This is a genomic window from Roseovarius aquimarinus, from assembly GCF_043661195.1.
Classification (GTDB): domain Bacteria; phylum Pseudomonadota; class Alphaproteobacteria; order Rhodobacterales; family Rhodobacteraceae; genus Roseovarius; species Roseovarius aquimarinus.
On sequence record NZ_JBIHMM010000001.1, the window covers coordinates 1,313,239 to 1,328,855 of the forward strand.

At 69.3% G+C, this 15,617-nt stretch carries 17 protein-coding genes; 2 read left to right on the plus strand and 15 right to left on the minus strand.

The annotated features are described in order from the left end of the window. Positions 1-20 precede the first annotated feature (20 nt). The gene (locus ACGRVM_RS06270; RefSeq protein ID WP_377167438.1) at positions 21-893 is read left to right on the plus strand and encodes a M23 family metallopeptidase; all 873 of its coding nucleotides are present in this window, start codon (positions 21-23) and stop codon (positions 891-893) included. A 4-nt stretch (positions 894-897) separates the two neighbouring features. Here the strand turns inward: ACGRVM_RS06270 and ACGRVM_RS06275 are convergent, their stop codons facing one another. The 3 genes from ACGRVM_RS06275 to ACGRVM_RS06285 all read right to left on the minus strand — a co-directional run bounded on the left by ACGRVM_RS06275 (position 898) and on the right by ACGRVM_RS06285 (position 4,522). Further along, positions 898-2,700, minus strand: a complete 1,803-nt coding sequence (locus ACGRVM_RS06275; protein WP_377167435.1) for a peptidoglycan -binding protein — start codon at positions 2,698-2,700, stop codon at positions 898-900. A gap of 3 nt (positions 2,701-2,703) precedes the next feature. Beyond that, the gene (locus tag ACGRVM_RS06280) at positions 2,704-3,924 is read right to left on the minus strand and encodes a biopolymer transporter ExbB (protein WP_377167432.1); all 1,221 of its coding nucleotides are present in this window, start codon (positions 3,922-3,924) and stop codon (positions 2,704-2,706) included. A gap of 67 nt (positions 3,925-3,991) precedes the next feature. Next, a complete protein-coding gene (locus ACGRVM_RS06285; protein WP_377167430.1) occupies positions 3,992-4,522 on the minus strand; it encodes a gamma-glutamylcyclotransferase in 531 nt (176 codons plus the stop codon). A gap of 76 nt (positions 4,523-4,598) precedes the next feature. On the opposite strand from ACGRVM_RS06285, the gene ACGRVM_RS06290 reads away from it, so the two are divergent. After that, positions 4,599-5,591: a DUF2125 domain-containing protein gene (locus ACGRVM_RS06290; protein ID WP_377167427.1), complete on the plus strand. Its 993-nt coding sequence runs from the start codon at positions 4,599-4,601 to the stop codon at positions 5,589-5,591. A gap of 4 nt (positions 5,592-5,595) precedes the next feature. On the opposite strand, the gene ACGRVM_RS06295 is transcribed toward ACGRVM_RS06290, so the two are convergent. The 12 genes from ACGRVM_RS06295 to phnG form a co-directional block, all read right to left on the minus strand. Further along, entirely contained in the window at positions 5,596-6,438 is an 843-nt protein-coding gene (locus ACGRVM_RS06295) for an extensin-like domain-containing protein (protein ID WP_394624027.1), read from the minus strand. Then, positions 6,435-7,355 carry a prephenate/arogenate dehydrogenase family protein gene (locus tag ACGRVM_RS06300; RefSeq protein WP_377167421.1) on the minus strand — a complete coding sequence of 307 codons (921 nt, stop codon included), beginning with the start codon at positions 7,353-7,355 and terminating at the stop codon, positions 6,435-6,437. Before ACGRVM_RS06300 ends, ACGRVM_RS06295 begins: the two co-directional genes overlap by 4 nt. Further along, complete coding sequence (gene hisC / locus ACGRVM_RS06305; RefSeq protein WP_377167418.1) at positions 7,352-8,437, minus strand: histidinol-phosphate transaminase; 1,086 nt, start codon at positions 8,435-8,437, stop codon at positions 7,352-7,354. Before hisC ends, ACGRVM_RS06300 begins: the two co-directional genes overlap by 4 nt. A 131-nt stretch (positions 8,438-8,568) precedes the next feature. Then, the gene (rpsD, locus tag ACGRVM_RS06310; RefSeq protein ID WP_377167415.1) at positions 8,569-9,189 is read right to left on the minus strand and encodes a 30S ribosomal protein S4; all 621 of its coding nucleotides are present in this window, start codon (positions 9,187-9,189) and stop codon (positions 8,569-8,571) included. 178 nt (positions 9,190-9,367) lie between these two features. Beyond that, complete coding sequence (locus ACGRVM_RS06315) at positions 9,368-10,513, minus strand: alpha-D-ribose 1-methylphosphonate 5-triphosphate diphosphatase (protein ID WP_377167412.1); 1,146 nt, start codon at positions 10,511-10,513, stop codon at positions 9,368-9,370. Beyond that, the gene (gene phnN, locus ACGRVM_RS06320) at positions 10,510-11,115 is read right to left on the minus strand and encodes a phosphonate metabolism protein/1,5-bisphosphokinase (PRPP-forming) PhnN (protein ID WP_377167409.1); all 606 of its coding nucleotides are present in this window, start codon (positions 11,113-11,115) and stop codon (positions 10,510-10,512) included. Before phnN ends, ACGRVM_RS06315 begins: the two co-directional genes overlap by 4 nt. Further along, positions 11,112-11,807 carry a phosphonate C-P lyase system protein PhnL gene (gene phnL / locus ACGRVM_RS06325; protein WP_377167406.1) on the minus strand — a complete coding sequence of 232 codons (696 nt, stop codon included), beginning with the start codon at positions 11,805-11,807 and terminating at the stop codon, positions 11,112-11,114. The genes phnN and phnL overlap by 4 nt, the downstream gene beginning before the upstream one ends. Positions 11,808-11,818: 11 nt before the next feature. Next, positions 11,819-12,589, minus strand: a complete 771-nt coding sequence (gene phnK / locus ACGRVM_RS06330; RefSeq protein ID WP_377167403.1) for a phosphonate C-P lyase system protein PhnK — start codon at positions 12,587-12,589, stop codon at positions 11,819-11,821. Continuing rightward, positions 12,586-13,437: an alpha-D-ribose 1-methylphosphonate 5-phosphate C-P-lyase PhnJ gene (locus tag ACGRVM_RS06335; RefSeq protein ID WP_377167400.1), complete on the minus strand. Its 852-nt coding sequence runs from the start codon at positions 13,435-13,437 to the stop codon at positions 12,586-12,588. The genes phnK and ACGRVM_RS06335 overlap by 4 nt, the downstream gene beginning before the upstream one ends. Continuing rightward, positions 13,434-14,525, minus strand: coding sequence for a carbon-phosphorus lyase complex subunit PhnI (locus ACGRVM_RS06340; RefSeq protein WP_377167397.1), 1,092 nt, complete (start codon positions 14,523-14,525; stop codon positions 13,434-13,436). The genes ACGRVM_RS06335 and ACGRVM_RS06340 overlap by 4 nt, the downstream gene beginning before the upstream one ends. Then, positions 14,525-15,103, minus strand: coding sequence for a phosphonate C-P lyase system protein PhnH (gene phnH / locus ACGRVM_RS06345; RefSeq protein WP_377167394.1), 579 nt, complete (start codon positions 15,101-15,103; stop codon positions 14,525-14,527). The genes ACGRVM_RS06340 and phnH overlap by 1 nt, the downstream gene beginning before the upstream one ends. Then, positions 15,103-15,534, minus strand: coding sequence for a phosphonate C-P lyase system protein PhnG (gene phnG / locus ACGRVM_RS06350; protein WP_377167391.1), 432 nt, complete (start codon positions 15,532-15,534; stop codon positions 15,103-15,105). The genes phnH and phnG overlap by 1 nt, the downstream gene beginning before the upstream one ends. Between the last annotated feature and the right edge of the window lie 83 nt (positions 15,535-15,617).

The window sequence follows — 15,617 nt, forward strand, 5'->3', positions numbered from 1 at the left end:
TCGGCCTGCCCGCAGACTGCGTGTTGGGCGAGACGTGCTTCATCCAGCAATATGCCGACACGGATCCCGGCCCCGCCGCGCAGGACTTCATGTGCGAGGGGCTGAGCTATGACGGCCACAAGGGCACCGATCTCGCCCTGCCCTCCCTCGACGCGATGGACGCGGGCGTCGATGTGATCGCGGCGGCGCCCGGCATCGTGCAAGGCGTGCGCGACGGCATGCCCGACCGGATTTTCGCGCCCGAAGATGCGGACGAACTCGAGGGCCGCGACTGCGGCAACGGCGCCGTCATCGATCATGGCGATGGCTGGGTCACGCAATATTGCCACCTGGCGGAAGGCTCGCTCGCCGTGCGCTCCGGCGACACGGTGGAGCGCGGGGCGCCCCTCGGGCGCATCGGCCTTTCGGGGCGCACGCAATTTCCGCATGTGCATCTGAGCCTGCGCAAGGACGGCGTGCCCGTCGACCCCTTCCGCCCCGAGGGCGGCTGCGGCGGGCCGGGCGCGGAGCCGCTCTGGATCGATGCGCCCAGCTATCAGCCCGGTGGCCTCCTGGCCGTAGGCCTTGCGGGGTCCGTGCCGGCTTATGATGACATCAAGGCCGGCACCGCCGCGCTCGCGGAACTGGCCCCCGAGACGCCGGCGCTCGTCGCCTGGGGCTATGGCTTCGGCGCGCGCAAGGGGGATGTGATGCGGCTCAGCATTCTCGGACCGGATGGCGCCGTCCTCTTCACACATGACGCCGAGATCGAGAAAGCGCAGGCGCAGTTTTTCCGTGCGGCCGGCCAGCGCGCCCGCGCGCCCTGGGCGCCCGGAAGCTACAGCGCCCGCGCCGAGCTTCTGCGCGGCGGCGCCGTCATCGACAGCGCCGAGCGCAGCATAACCTCGCCCTGAACCCCTAGCGCTCGGTGAATTTCAACTCGATCCGACGGTTCTGCGCCCGCGCCTCCGGGCTGTCGCCCGTCGCGACCGGCTGATACTGGCCGAACCCGTTCGCGGCGAGACGGTCGGGCGGCACGCCGAGGAAATCGATCATGTAGCGCACGACCGACAGCGCCCGCGCCTGGCTGAGCTCCCAGTTATCCGCGAACTCCGCCGAGCCGATGATGGGCACGTTGTCGGTGTGGCCATCCACGCGGATCACCCAGTCGATCCCCTCGGGAATGTCGCCGACGACATTGCGCAGGATCTCGGCCACCTTGGCGATCTCGTTCTTGCCCGATGCCGAAAGCGTCGCCTGCCCCGGCGCGAAAAGCACCTCGGACGAGAAGACGAAGCGGTCCCCTTCGATCCGCACACCCTCCTGGGTGCCCAGAAGATCGCGCAGACGGCCGAAGAATTCCGAGCGGTATCTCTCCAGATCCTGCTTTTCCTCCTCCAGAAGGCGATTCTTCTCTTCCTCAGCTTCGCGGCGGCGTTTCTCGGCGGCGGCGACGCGGGCCAGCGCAGCGTTCAGATCTTGCCCCAGCGATTGAAGCTGCACCTCGCTGGCCGCCTCGCGCTCCTTCGCGTCGTCGAGCAGCGCCTGAAGCTGGCCGAGCTGGTCGCGCAGGGCGGCGACCTGCTGATTGAGCAATTCGCGGGCACGCTGCGCCTCTTCGGTCTCGGCCTCCTGCCGGGACAATGCGGCGCGCGCCTCGGCCAGAAGCGCCGCGCGTTCCTCGGCGGCCGTCAGTTGCGTCTCGGCCCGATCCTCGGCGGCGAGCTTGGCCGCGAGGGCGGCCGCAAGTTCCTTACGCACCTCCGCCTCGGTCAGCTGGCTCTCTTCCTTGAGCGCCGCAAGTTCGGCCTCGAGCGCGGTGACGCGCGCCTGCGCGGTCTCGAGATCGCTCGCCGCCTCCTCGGCGGCGGCGCTGGTCTCGTCACGCTCCGCCAGCGCGGCGGCGAGGCGCGCTTCGAGGTCCTCCGCCCCCTCGCGGGCCGCGGCCAGAAGGGTCAGCGTCTCCTCGGCGCGGCGGCGCTGCTCTTCAAGCGCGAGGGTCATCGCGGTCAGCTCGTCCTGCGAGTTCTTCAGCCGTTCGCGCAGCGCCTCCGCGGCGGCGGCGGCGGCAAGTCGTGCGGTCTCGGCCTCGCTCAGCGCGGTTTCGGTCTCCGCCTGCGCGGCGGCGCTCTCGTCCAGCTCGGCACGCAGCTCGGCGGCCAGCGCCTCGAGCGCGTCGCGCTGCGCGGCGGCAAGGCGCGCGGCCTCGGCCTCGGCGTCGATCTCGTCGCGCAAGCTGGCGAGGGTCAGCTCGAGCGCCTCCTTCTCGGACAACAAATCGTCGCGCGTCGTCTCGAGATCCTCGACGCGCCCCAGAGCGCTGTCGCGCTCGGCCAGAAGGCCCGCGACCTGCTCTTCGAAACTGGCGATGCGCGCCGCGGCGCTCTCGTTCTGCTGGCGCAGCGACGCGATGAGCGCGGTCTGCGCTTCCTGCCGCTCGCGCGCATCCTCGAGCGTCGTGGTCAGCGCGCCGACCCTCTCCTCGAGGCTCGCGTTCCGGTCCTGCTCGAGCCCGAGCGCCCGCGACAGCGCCGCGACCTCCGCCGAGAGCGTGTCGAGCTCGGTCTCCTGCCCGGTGATCGTCTCGCGCAGGGCGAATTGCACGACCATGAAGATCGTCAGCACGAACATCAGGACCAGCAGGAGCCCCGTCATCGCATCCACGAATCCCGGCCAGATCGACGCCTGAAAGCGTTGCCCGGTGCGGCGCGAGAGGGCCATGGGCTAGCCCTCCTGCTCCGGGGTGTCGCGCGCGCCGTTGCCGGGCGGCGCGCGATATCCGCTGCGGGCGCTGCGCACACCCGTGAGCGCGGTCTTGAGCCCCGCGATATCGCTGCGCAGATCCGACATCGCCTCCTGCCGCCCCGCGCTGATCTCTTCGAGAATGCGCAGCATCTGCACGTCGATCGAGCGCAGGCGCATCCGGCTCTCGGCATCGAGACCGGCCTCGGCCCCGCCCTGCCGCGCATCCAGCGCCTCGATCAGCCGCTCCTGCCCGTCGGCCACGCGGCCCAGCGCGGCAGTGGCGCCCGCGCTGTCCGATCGCTCGGCCAGACGCGTCACGGCGGCGGCGAGGCTCGCCACCTGTTCGTCCGAGGCGGCGCGCGCGATATCCGATTGCGTGAGCATCTGCTGGAGCGATTCCATCTGCTCGCTCATCTGGTCGATGATCCCGGTCAGGAGCGCCTGTTCGCTGCCGCCATCCTCGGCCCCGGCGAGGCCGACGCGCGTGATGGTGGACATCCACTCCTCGAGTTCGCGGTAGAAGCGGTTCTGCCCGTGGCTCGCGAAGAGTTCGAGCAGGCCGACGATCAGCGATCCGGCAAGGCCCAGAAGCGACGATGCGAAGGCGACACCCATGCCGCCGAGTTGCGATTGCAGGCCCGTCATCAGGCGGTTGAACACCTCGACACCGCCCTCGCCCTCTTGGGGGGCGAGGCCCTGGATCGTCTCGACCAGCGCCGGCACCGTCGTCGCGAGACCGTAGAACGTGCCCAGAAGACCCAGGAAGATTAGAAGGTTGACGATATAGCGCGTGATCTCCCGCGCTTCGTCGATACGCTGCGCGACCATATCCTGAATCGAGCGGGCCGAGGATTGCGAGATCTGCATCCGCTTGCCGCGCTGACGCAGAAGCGTCGCGAGCGGCCCCAGAAGGAGCGGCGGTTTCACCGCATCCGCGCCCGGCACCTCGCGGGCGAAATTCTCGATCCAGCGGACCGAGCCGATCAGTTGGAAGACCTGCCAGAAACAGGCGAGCACGCCGATCACGAAGACGAAGAAAATAAAGCCGTTCAGATAGGGATTGGCCTCGAACACGGGCCGCACGCTAGGCAGCGCCATGAAAGCGCCCAGCCCCGCGAGCCCGAGCACCAGAAACATGCTGACGATCTGGCGCCAGGGCTGTGAGAATTGCTGCTCGACCTCTCGGTCCGGCTTGTCCATGCGGACGCTCCAGGCACTTGTGTTCGCTCGGGTCACCCTACGCGGATCGCCCCATCAAGCCAAGGTGTTATGCGCAAAGCTGGCGCACCCGCGCCGAGAGCCATTCGAGATCATTGTCGCTGATTCCAAGCTCGGCGAGATGCGCGGCGGTGTTGTGCAGATACTCGGTATTGGGTCCTCGCCCGCCCACGGCGCGGGCGATGATGCGCGCCTGTTCCTCGAGCGGCAGGCCCCCGCAATACTGCACATGCGCGGGGTCGATGACATAGGTGACGGCGCGGGCGGTCTGCCCGTCCTCGAGCCGGATATCGAGATCGCGCTCCAGATAGGCCGAGGAGATCAATTCGCGCGCGCGCAGGTAGTCCAGCGTCTCGGCCTCCTGCCCCGCCCGCACGGCCAGCGCGACGCCCCGACATTCGGCCCCATGCGCCTCGTCGAGCGCAAGAACGAGGCCCGGCTCCTCCTCGGTGCCGCGATGGTGGATCGAGCGCATGCAGAAGCTGCGCGCATAGCCCGGCAACGTGGCGATCATGGACCGCTCGACCTCGAAGCCCGGGTTCCACACGAGCGAGCCATAGCCGAACACCCACATCGTCATCTTGCCTGTTCCTCCTGCGATTAAACCCTATAAACACGAATGCACCGGCACGCGAAAGGGGCGGATGATGCGGATAATGTTGGCGATCGTTCTGGCTCTGGCGGCGGGCTGGGCCGGATATTGGTTCATCGGCTCGAGCGCGGTCAAATCCGGCGTCGCCGATTGGTTCGAAGACCGAAGGGCCGAAGGCTGGACGGCGGAATACGGCGCGCTGTCGGTCGCGGGCTTTCCGAACCGGTTCGATACGACGCTCGACGCCGTCGCGCTCGAGGACCCGGCGAGCGGGCTGGGCTGGCGCGCGCCCTTCATCCAGATCATGGCGCTCAGCTACCGGCCCAACCACGTCATCGTGATCTGGCCCGAGACGCAGAGTTTCACCGATCGCGGCCGGGCCATGACGCTGGACAGCACCGACATGCGCGCCTCGCTCGTCGTCGCGCCGAGCACGGCGCTCGCGCCCGAGCGCGTGGCCCTGACCGCCGAGGGTCTGTCGCTGCGGCCCGAGGGCGCCGCACTGTCCGAGGCGCTCTCGGCCAGCAGCCTGCGCCTTGCCGCCGAGCGCGTCGAGGGCGCCGAGGCGCGCTATCATCTGGGCCTCGCGGCGGCGGACGTGGCCCCTGCGGCCAGCCTTCTGGCACAGATCGAGGGGGGCGGCGATCTGCCCCGCGTGATCGACAGCATCACCGCGGACATCACCGCCGACTTCACCGCGCCTTGGGACCGCGCCGCGATCGAGGCGGCACGCCCGCAGCCCACGCGGATCGAGATCATCGGCATGGCGATGGCATGGGGCGGCATGGCGCTCGATGCGGCGGGCACGCTCGAGGTGGACGCGGGCGGCATGCCGAGCGGCACGCTCACCCTCACGGCGCGCGGCTGGCGCGACATGCTGGACGCCGCCGAAGCCTCGAGCCTGCTGACATCCGACATGGCGACGACGGCCGAGCGAGCGCTGACGATGATGTCGGGCGGGCAGGACACGCTCGAGATGCCGCTGCGCTTCGGCGAAGGGCGCGTCTGGATCGGTCCGCTGCCCATCGCGCCTGCGCCGGTGCTGCGCCTTCAGTGACGCCTCAGCGGCAATAGCTGCCGCTGCGGTGCCGGGCCGTGTCGAAATGGAAATGGTCCGCGTGGAAGCGGTCGGCATTCGGCCCCAGAACGGTGCCGAACGGGCCGCAGGCCGAGCGGTGCATGCGGCTGAGAATGCGGCCCTTCTCGCCCCGACCCCAATCGCTCAGCACCGTGATCGTGCGCCCGTCGCGCAGAAGGAAGCCCGAAAGGTCGATCGCCCTGCCCTTGCCGTGCTCCGAAATCCGCGCGCCGCGCTGGTTGTTGCGCGTGCGGCAGGCGTAATGCGCGGCGACGCGGAGTTGCACGACGCCGCCGCCGTAATTGCCGACCGCAGGCTTCATGCCCGAGCCGATCCACGACTTGATCGCGCCCGCCGTACGGCAGTCCATCAGCGCATGCTGGCTGAGCGCGATGCCGTCGATGCTGCGCACGCGCACCGCCTCGTCGATGCCGCATCCGGAGATGCGTCCGGGCACGCGGCCCACGACTTCGCCCTGAATGGCCGGATCGCCGCAGACCATGCCGCGCGCGCGCTCTTCCTTGCGCTTTTGCGCCTCGCGGCCCACGCCGAGCGGTCGCAGCAGCGGACGAAGCGACGAGAAAAGCCCGCCGCGCTCCCGCTCCGCGCCGCTGTCGGCGGTGGTGGTGGTGGGCTGGCTGCGCCCGGCGGGACTCGCCGCCTCGGTGCTGGCGACAGTCTCGGGCGCGGGCGCGCCGGCTGGCGGAGCGATGCTGCCGGGGCGGGCGACGGGGCGGAGCGATGTTTCGGGCGCCCCGGCCAGAGAAACTCCGGCGAGGGCGGCAAGCGCGGCGATCACGAGGGCCATGATCGCGCCGCGCGTCATCCGCTGCGGGCCCGGCCGAAATCGGGGGCGTCGGTGTCCTGACCCGCCTCGATGATGCCGCGGCGAATGGCGCGGGTGCGGGTGAAATAGGCATGCAGATGCGCGCCGTCGCCGGTGCGGATCGCGCGTTGTAGCGCGAAAAGCTCCTCGGTGAACCGGCCGAGGATCTCGAGCGTCGCCTCGCGGTTATTCAGGAAGACGTCGCGCCACATGGTGGGATCGCTGGCCGCGATGCGGGTGAAATCCCGAAACCCGGCGGCGGAATACTTGATGACCTCGCTGTCGGTCACGCGGCCCAGATCGTCGGCCACGCCGACCATCGTGTAGGCGATGAGATGCGGCGTATGGCTCGTCACGGCGAGGACGAGATCGTGGTGATCGGCGTCCATCTCGTTGGTGAGCGCGCCCATCCCCTGCCAGAGCGCCTCGAGCCGCTCCACGGCGGCGCGGTCCGCGCCCTCCTGCGGCACGATCAGGCACCAGCGATTGTCGAAAAGCTCGGCAAAGCCCGAGCGCGGCCCGGAATGCTCGGTCCCGGCGAGCGGGTGCGCGGGCACGAAATGCACATGCGCGGGCAGATGCGGCGCGACCGCCTCGATCACGGCGCGCTTGACCGAGCCCACGTCGCTCACCGTCGCGCCGGGCGCGAGAGCGGGCGCGATCTCGGCGGCGACGTCGCCCATCGCGCCCACGGGCACGCAGAGCACGACGAGATCCGCGCCCTCGACGGCGGCGGCGGCGCTGTCCTCGATCCGGTCGCACAGGCCGATCTCGCGCGCGATCCGGCGGGTCTCCTCCGAGCGGGCATACCCTGCGATTTCGCCCGCAAGCCCCGCGCGGCGCATCGCCAGCGACATGGACCCCGCGATGAGGCCCAGACCGATCAGCGCGACACGTTGGTAGATCGCCCCGCTCATCGCGCGGTGGCCATGAATTGCCCCACTGCATGCGCGACGCGGCGGCAGCTCGCCTCGTCGCCGATGGTGATGCGCAGGCAATTTGGCAGGTTGTAGCCCGCCACGCGGCGCACGATCAGCCCTTCGGCCTTCAGATGCTCGTCGCAGGCCTCGGCCTCGGCCTGGCTTGCGAAACGCGCGAGGATGAAATTGGCGAGCGACGTGTCCGAGGGCACACCATGCTCGGCCAGCGCCTCGGCCAGCCATCCGCGCCAGCGGGTGTTGCCCTCACGGCATTTCTCGGCCCAGTCGGTGTCGCGGATCGCGGCCTCGGCGGCGGCGAGCGCGGCGGAGGAGAGATTGAACGGACCGCGCACGCGGGCGAGCACATTCATCACATGCGCGGGGCCATAGCCCCAGCCGATCCGCAGACCGCCGAGGCCATAGAGCTTGGAGAAGGTGCGGGTCATCACGACATTCTGGCGCGCCTCGACCAGCGCGGCGCCCCCGTCATAGCCTTCGACATATTCGGCATAGGCGCCGTCGAGCACCAGAAGAACATGATCGGGCAGGCCATCGGCCAGCCGCGCGATTTCGCCCTCGCCGATCATCGTGCCGGTGGGGTTGTTCGGGTTGGCGATGAAGACAAGCTTCGTGGCCGGCGTGCAGGCGGCGAGGATCGCGTCCACGTCCGTCACGCGCTCGCGCTCGCGCACCTCGACGGGGGTCGCGCCATTGGCCATCGCGCTGATGCGATACATGCCGAAGCCGTGTTCGGTGTGGATCACCTCGTCGCCGGGGCCGGCATAGGCCTGGCAGAGGAACGCGATGATCTCGTCCGAGCCGTTGCCGCACAGGATGCGTTCGGGATCGAGGCCATGCACCTCGCCGATCGCCTCGCGCAGCGCGGCATGATCCGAGGACGGATAGCGGTGCAGATGGTAGGACGCCTTGCGGAACGCCTCCTTGGCGGCCTCGCTGGGGCCGAACGGATTTTCGTTCGAGCTGAGCTTGATCGCGTTGGCGACGCCGGGCACATGCGCGGCCCCGCCCTGGTAGAGCGTGATATCCAGAATACCCGGCTGCGGTGTGATGTTGCTCATGCGCCCCCCTCCAACGACGCCCGTTCTAGCCATGCCCGCGCGGCTTGACCAGCACCAATGACCAAAGGCCGCACCGGTTTCCCGGCGCGGCCCCTGGCTGTTGCATTCGTGCAGGAAAAAGCGCGCCGCGCTTAGTTCTGCGCGTAGAATTCGATGACGAGGTTCGGCTCCATCATGACCGGATAGGGCACGTCCGAAAGGCCCGGCGTGCGCACGAAGGTCGCGGTCATCTTGGAGTGGTCGACATCCACGTAGTCGGGCACGTCGCGCTCGGCCAGCTGGGTGGCTTCCAGAAGGACGGCCATCTGCTTGGAACGGTCGCGGACCTCGATCACGTCACCCTCTTTCACGCGGTAGGAGGGGATGTTGACGCGCTGGCCGTTCACCTTGACATGGCCGTGGTTCACGAACTGGCGCGCGGCGAACATGGTGGGCACGAACTTGGCGCGGTAGACGACCGCGTCGAGGCGGCGCTCCAGAAGGCCGATCAGGTTCTCGCCGGTGTCGCCCTTGACGCGGGCGGCTTCGGCATAGATGCGCTTGAACTGCTTCTCGGTCAGATCGCCATAGTAGCCTTTCAGCTTCTGCTTGGCGCGCAGCTGAAGACCGAAGTCGGAAATCTTGGCCTTGCGGCGCTGGCCGTGCTGGCCGGGGCCGTATTCGCGGCGGTTGACGGGCGATTTGGGGCGGCCCCAGATGTTTTCGCCCATGCGGCGGTCGATCTTGTACTTGGCAGACGTGCGTTTGGTCACGGCTGGTCTCCTTCTTTGCGTTGTCGAAGGGCGTTGTCCTCTGGATTTCTCCCGACAGGCATCCCCTCGCGGGGGCCACCAACACCAATGAAGCCGCGCTTATATAAGGGATCGCGGCGGAGTCAACGGGTGCGGGCGCAAATTGCGCCGCGCTCCGCCATTTGCCGCCGCCCCTGCGTCAGGCGACGCGCGCGCCGCGTACCCGCACCTCGCGCAGCAGCGGCAGGCGCTGCTCGGGATGGATGCGGATCACGTCGGCGCGCAGGCCCGGCGCGAGCTTGCCGCGATCGCCCAGCCCCGCGGCCCGTGCGGGCGCCGATGTCACGGTGGCGATCCCGCGCGCGCGGTCGCCCCAGATATCGCCGAGCTGCCATGCCGCCTGCAGAAGCGCGGCGGGCACGTAATCGGACGACAGGATGTCGAGCCAGCCGGCCTCGGCCAGATCACGGGCCGCGACATTGCCCGAATGCGAGCCGCCGCGCACCAGATTAGGTGCCCCCATGATGACGGCGATGCCCGCCTCGCAGCAGGCCCGCGCGGCTTCGGCGGTGGTCGGAAACTCGGCCATCGCGACCCCATGCGCGAGCGAGGCCGCAACCTGGCCCGCGGTCGAATCGTCGTGGCTCGCGAGGGCCGCGCCGAAACTGCGGGCCGCCGCCACGGCGGCCGCCTCATGCGCGGGCCCGAGCCGCGCGCTCAACTCGCGCATGTCCTCGACATGAGCGTCGAAATCGGCCTCGCTCATGCCATGCTTGCCGCGCATGTAATCCGACAGCTTGCTGAGGTCGGTGAACTGGCGCTGCCCCGGCGTGTGATCCATCAGCGATACGATGCCCACACGGTCCTCGGGGCCGAATTCGGCCAGCTCCTCGCCCAGCGTCTGCGAGCAGATTTCGGCGCGCAGGTGCAGATGATGGCTGATGCGCAGCGCCCCGGCGGCGCGCATCGACAGGATCTCGTCGGCAAGCTGGCGCGCGTGTGGAGGATGCTCGCCGCGCGTGCTCGTCATCGTCGTGCCGAGGCGCAGTGCGTCGAACACCGTCGTGATCCCGCATCCGGCAAGCTCGGCGTCATGCGCGGCGATGGCGGCGGCATGGGGCCATTCGACCTTCGGGCGGGGAAACATGTGCCGCTCGAGATTGTCGGTGTGCAGCTCCACGAGGCCGGGCGCGATCAGATCGCCCTCGCAATCCACGGCGCCGCTCGGCACGGCGCGGCCCGGCTCGATGGCGGCGATCAAGCCGTCGCGGATAACGAGCGCGCCGCGCAGCACTTCGGTCTCGAGGACGAGATCGGCATTGGCGAGGATGATGTCCTGGGTCATTTCGGGTCCGTTTCAAATCGGTGCGGTTGCAGGCGGCCCGTGCCGAAGGACGAGGCCGGATAGAGCGCGGCGAGGATCGATGCGACGGTGGCATCGAGATCGCCGGAATTGTCGATCGTGAGAACCGGCGCGGCGCCCGCGTCGGTCGGCATCCAGCGCGACAGACGCTCGGCGATCTCGGCCCGGCTCTCGCGGCCGCGCGCGGCGAGGCGCCGCGCCAGTACATCGGTCCGCGCGGTCAGCGACAGCACGATCAGCGAGGGAAAGCGCGCCGATGCCTCGGCAAGCACGCCACGCGAGAGATTGACCAGCAGATCGCGGCCCTCGGCAAGCGGCGCGCATTCCGTCGCCGGAATGCCGTAGCTCAGCCCATGCGCCTGCCAGTCGAGCACGAAGGCGCCATCTGCGCGCGCCTCCTCGAAGGCGGCGGGCGTCAGGCTCTCGATGGTCTCGCCGCCCGCCTCGGCGCTGCGCGTCACCGCGCGGCGCACGTGCCCCAGCGCGGGATGGCGCGCGACGAGCGCGTCCATCACGCTGTCCTTGCCGACGCCCGAGGGGCCGACGACGGCGATGAGGCGCCCCTGCGGCGCGGCGCCGCTCATGCGGCGGGCGCGAATTGCGCGACGTCGATCTCGCGGTCGCAGATCTGCGCGCGCGCCTCGGCGTCGTGGAAGATGCCGACGATCGCGGCGCCCCGCGCCTTGGCGGCGCGCACGAGGTCGAGCACGACGTCGCGGTTGACCGGATCGAGGCTGGCCGTCGGCTCGTCGAGCAGGAGAACCGGATAGGGATGCACGAAGCCGCGCGCGATGTTCACGCGCTGCTGCTCGCCTCCCGAGAAGGTCGTCGGCGACAGATTCCAGAGCCGCTCGGGGATGTTGAGCCGCGCCAGCATCTCCTCGGCGGCGGCGCGCGCGGCGTCGGGCGCCGCGCCGTTGAGAAGCAAGGGCTCGGCGACCACGTCGCGCGTCGGCACGCGCGGCACGACGCGCAGGAACTGGCTGACATAGCCCATGCGCGCGCGGCGCAGTGCGAGAATCTCGCGCGGGTCGGCCCGCGCCACGTCCGTGCCATCCACCATGATGCGGCCGGCATCGGCGCGGTAATTGCCCTGGATCATGCGCATCAGCGTCGACTTGCCCGACCCGGACGCCCCCGCGAGCGCAACGCACTCCCCGCGCGCGACGCTCAGATGCGCGCCCCGCATCACGTCGATCCGCACGCTGCCCTGATGGTGCAGCACGAAGCTCTTGCACAGATCGCTGACCTCGATCACCGCGTCATCCCCTGTCATCACGGTATCCCTCATGCCGCCAGCACCGAGCTGACCAGAAGCTGCGTGTAGCCGTGCTGCGGATCGTCGAGCACCTGGTCGGTCAGGCCCGCCTCCACGACATGGCCGTCCTTCATCACCATCAGCCGGTCCGCCAGAAGGCGCACCACCGCCAGATCGTGCGTCACGATGATCGCGCTGAGGCCCAGATCACGCACGAGGCCGCGCAGAAGGTCCAGAAGCCGCGCCTGCACGCTCACATCGAGCCCGCCCGTCGGCTCGTCCATGAAGACGAGGCGCGGTCCGGTGACGAGATTGCGCGCGATCTGCAAGCGCTGCTGCATGCCGCCCGAGAAGGCGGTGGGCCGGTCGTCGATCCGCCCCTCCGCGATCTCGACCCGGCCAAGCCAATCCGTCGCGGCGGCGCGGATGCTGCCGTAGTTGCGCGCGCCCACGGCCATCAGCCGCTCGCCCACATTGCCGCCCGCGCTCACGCCCATGCGCAGCCCATCGCGCGCGTTCTGATGCACGAAGGCCCATTCGGTGCGCCCGAGCATGCGGCGCTCGGCCTCGCTCATGGCGAGCGTGTCACGCGGCCCGTCGGCGCGCGTGTCGTAGACGACGCGCCCCGTATCGGGCGCCAAATGCCCGGCGAGGCACGACAGGAGCGTCGATTTGCCCGAGCCCGACTCGCCCACGATCCCCATGACCTCACCGGGCCACAGATCGAAGGAGATATCGGCGCAGCCGATGCGCGCGCCATAGCGTTTCGTTATGTCCTGAACGGATAGAAGCGGGATCATGCGGCCTCTCCCACGTGGCCCGCCGCGCGGCGGGATGCACAATAGTCGGTGTCCGAGCACACGAAGATGCGCCCGCCCTCGTCATCGACGATCACCTCGTCGAGATAGCTGTCCGTCGCGCCGCAAAGGGCGCATGTATGTGCGGCCTTGCTCGCCTCGAAGGGATGGTCCTCGAAATCGAGGCTGACGACCTCGGTATGGGGCGGGATCGCATAGATGCGCTGCTCGCGCCCCGCGCCGAAAAGCTGGATCGCCGGCATCGTCAGCTTGGGGTTGTCGAATTTCGGGATCGGGGACGGATCCATCACATAGCGGCCCTCGACCTTGACCGGATAGGCATAGGCCGTCGCGATCTCGCCGTGCCGGGCGATATCCTCGTAGAGCTTCACATGCATCAGCCCGTATTCCTCGAGGCTGTGCATCTTGCGCGTCTCGACCTCCGAAGGCTCGAGGAAGCGCAGCGGCTCAGGGATCGGCACCTGGTAGACGAGGATCTGGTCGTCGCGCAGCGCCGCTTCGGGGATGCGGTGCCGGGTCTGGATGATCGACGCCTCTTCGGTGCGCTCGGTCACCGAAACGCCCGCCGTGCGCTGAAAGAAACGCCGGATGCTGACCGCGTTCGTCGTGTCGTCCGCGCCCTGGTCGATCACCTTCAGCACGTCCTCGGGCGTGAGCGTCGCGGCCGTCACCTGAACGCCCCCGGTGCCCCAGCCATAGGGCATGGGCATCTCGCGGCTGGCGAAGGGAACCTGATAGCCCGGAATGGCCAGCCCCTTGAGAATGGCGCGGCGGATCATCCGCTTGGTCTGCTCGTCGAGATAGCCGAAATTGTAGGCGGTATCGGTCATTGCGCGGCCTCGCTCGCTTGGGTGCCCGCCGCCGTGGCCCGGCGCAGCTTGCGCACCAGCTCCATCTCGCTTTGGAAATCGACGTAATGGGGCAGCTTGATATGTTCGAGAAAGCCCGTCGCCTGGATGTTGTCGCAATGCGAGAGCACGAATTCCTCGTCCTGCGCCGGGGCGCCCTGGTCCTCCTCGCCGAGCTCTTCCCAGCGCAGCGCGCGGTCCACCAGCGCCATCGCGATCGCCTTGCGCTCGGATTGCCCGAACACGAGACCGTAGCCGCGCGTGAACTGCGCCGGCTCGGTCTTCGAGCCGGTAAACTGGTTGACCGTCTCGCACTCGGTCAATTCGATCTCGCCGATCTCGATGTCGAACCCCAGCTCTGGGATCTCCATGCTGACCGGCACGCGTCCGATGCGCAGCTCGCCCACGAAGGCATGGTTGCGCGCGTATCCGCGCTGCGTGGAATAGGCGAGGCCCAGGAGAAACCCCTCGTCGCCCCGCGCCAACGCCTGAAGGCGCAGGGCGCGATCGGCCGGAAGCTCGAGCGGCGCGCGGGTCAGATCGGGGGGCGTCTCGTCGCTCCGGGCCTCGGGCTGGATCAGCCCCTCGCGCCCCAGAAACTGCGTGATATGCGGCGTCGCCTCGTGGCGGGGCGCGGCCTCGGGCGCGCGGGGCGCCTCGCCCTCGGCGGCAAGCGCGAAGTCCAGCAAGCGGTGCGTGTAATCGAATGTGGGACCGAGCACCTGTCCGCCCGGCGCGTCCTTGAACGTGGCGCTGATGCGCCGGTCGCAGGCCATATCCGCCGTCTCGACCGGCAGGCTCGCCCCGAAGCGGGGCAGCGTCGTGCGATAGGCGCGGATCAGAAAGATCGCCTCGATCAGATCACCGCGCGCCTGCTTGATCGCGAGCGCCGCGAGATCGGGATCGAAGAGCGAGCCCTCGGCCATGACGCGATTGACGGCGAGCGCCATCTGCTCGCGGATCTGCGCGACGCTCAGCTCGGGCACCGAGGCATCGCCGCGGCGCTCTTCGGCAAGCCAGGCATGGGCGTTTTCGATGGCCTTCTCGCCACCCTTCACAGCGACATACATCAGGCCACCTCGCTCTGCGCGCTCACGCGGGTGCTGCGCGGCAGGCCCGCGATGCGCCCCGCCGAGGTGAAATAGTGATCGACCCCCATCGGAAAGAGCGCCCGGTTGCGCGCAAATGCCTCGATTTCAGGCAGGCTGAGCGCCGCGCGCCCGTCGATGCCCGGCCCGCTCAGAGAGGCGCCCTTCGCTTCGAGCGTTTCGATCTCGACGATCAGCGTGGCCGAACGGTCGGGATATTGCGCGGAGCCGATGGCGAAGGGCAGATCGCGCAGCTCGGCCCATGTGCCGAGGGCGAAGACCGCCTCCTCGGGCGCGCAGAGGGGCGCGCCGGTGTGAAAGGTGATCCAGTCGCGGATCGCGGCGCTGTCGCGCGACGGCGCGAGATGGACCGGCGTATCCGGATCGCACAGCACGGCCAACGCGCAGGCGGCGGCGGGCGACATGGGCGCAGGCCCTTCCGCGCCCGCGATCGCCTCGATCCGGCCGGGCCGGGCCATGGCCTGCATGAGCGCGCGGAACGCATGCGCCGCGTCGCGCGCGGGGTCGGCGAACCCGCCTTTGAGGGCTGCGGTCTGCATCAATCCTCTCCTCTTGCCAGCGTGAAGAAATCGACCTTGGTCGCGGCGGCGCGCGCCGCGCGGGCGTGGCGGCGGGCCTCCTGCTGCTCGCGCAGCGGGGCGAGGACCGCGCGCTCGAGCACGGCGGCGTCCGGCCCCTGCATGCCCGCGTCGATCAGAGCCGCCGCCACCGCATGCGCCTTGGCGCGGCCCTGCACATAGCCATGCCCGACCGTGCCGTCGGCAAGCTGGACCGAGCAGCGCGTCACCGTGATCTCTCCGAGATTGAAGGGCGCGCCCGTCGCGCCCGCGCGGCCGCGCACCATCGCGGTCCCGGTTTCGGCGGGGCGCAGCACAGTATGCTCGGGCGCCTGCCCCACCGCCTGCCAGAGCCGCTCGACCCTCTCGGCGGGGGCGCGGGCCAGAAGGCTCATCCAATCGCGTCGCTTCATCGCTGATGGTCCTTGAATCGCAGTCACTATACAACTAGACATGTGATGCACCCGAGAGGCTGCGAAGGCAAGCGTGGAGATGT

Excerpts from the sequence above, each read along its gene's own strand:
- ACGRVM_RS06340 (WP_377167397.1), bottom strand. The coding sequence starts at position 14,525 with ATGTATGTCGCTGTGAAGGGTGGCGAGAAGGCCATCGAAAACGCCCAT.
- ACGRVM_RS06285 (WP_377167430.1), bottom strand. The coding sequence starts at position 4,522 with ATGACGATGTGGGTGTTCGGCTATGGCTCGCTCGTGTGGAACCCGGGC.
- phnN (WP_377167409.1), bottom strand. The coding sequence starts at position 11,115 with ATGAGCGGCGCCGCGCCGCAGGGGCGCCTCATCGCCGTCGTCGGCCCC.
- hisC (WP_377167418.1), bottom strand. The coding sequence starts at position 8,437 with ATGAGCAACATCACACCGCAGCCGGGTATTCTGGATATCACGCTCTAC.
- ACGRVM_RS06315 (WP_377167412.1), bottom strand. The coding sequence starts at position 10,513 with ATGACCCAGGACATCATCCTCGCCAATGCCGATCTCGTCCTCGAGACC.
- phnG (WP_377167391.1), bottom strand. The coding sequence starts at position 15,534 with ATGAAGCGACGCGATTGGATGAGCCTTCTGGCCCGCGCCCCCGCCGAG.
- phnK (WP_377167403.1), bottom strand. The coding sequence starts at position 12,589 with ATGATCCCGCTTCTATCCGTTCAGGACATAACGAAACGCTATGGCGCG.
- ACGRVM_RS06275 (WP_377167435.1), bottom strand. The coding sequence starts at position 2,700 with ATGGCCCTCTCGCGCCGCACCGGGCAACGCTTTCAGGCGTCGATCTGG.
- phnH (WP_377167394.1), bottom strand. The coding sequence starts at position 15,103 with ATGCAGACCGCAGCCCTCAAAGGCGGGTTCGCCGACCCCGCGCGCGAC.
- ACGRVM_RS06290 (WP_377167427.1), top strand. The coding sequence starts at position 4,599 with ATGTTGGCGATCGTTCTGGCTCTGGCGGCGGGCTGGGCCGGATATTGG.
- ACGRVM_RS06295 (WP_394624027.1), bottom strand. The coding sequence starts at position 6,438 with ATGACGCGCGGCGCGATCATGGCCCTCGTGATCGCCGCGCTTGCCGCC.
- ACGRVM_RS06300 (WP_377167421.1), bottom strand. The coding sequence starts at position 7,355 with ATGAGCGGGGCGATCTACCAACGTGTCGCGCTGATCGGTCTGGGCCTC.
- ACGRVM_RS06280 (WP_377167432.1), bottom strand. The coding sequence starts at position 3,924 with ATGGACAAGCCGGACCGAGAGGTCGAGCAGCAATTCTCACAGCCCTGG.
- phnL (WP_377167406.1), bottom strand. The coding sequence starts at position 11,807 with ATGACAGGGGATGACGCGGTGATCGAGGTCAGCGATCTGTGCAAGAGC.
- ACGRVM_RS06335 (WP_377167400.1), bottom strand. The coding sequence starts at position 13,437 with ATGACCGATACCGCCTACAATTTCGGCTATCTCGACGAGCAGACCAAG.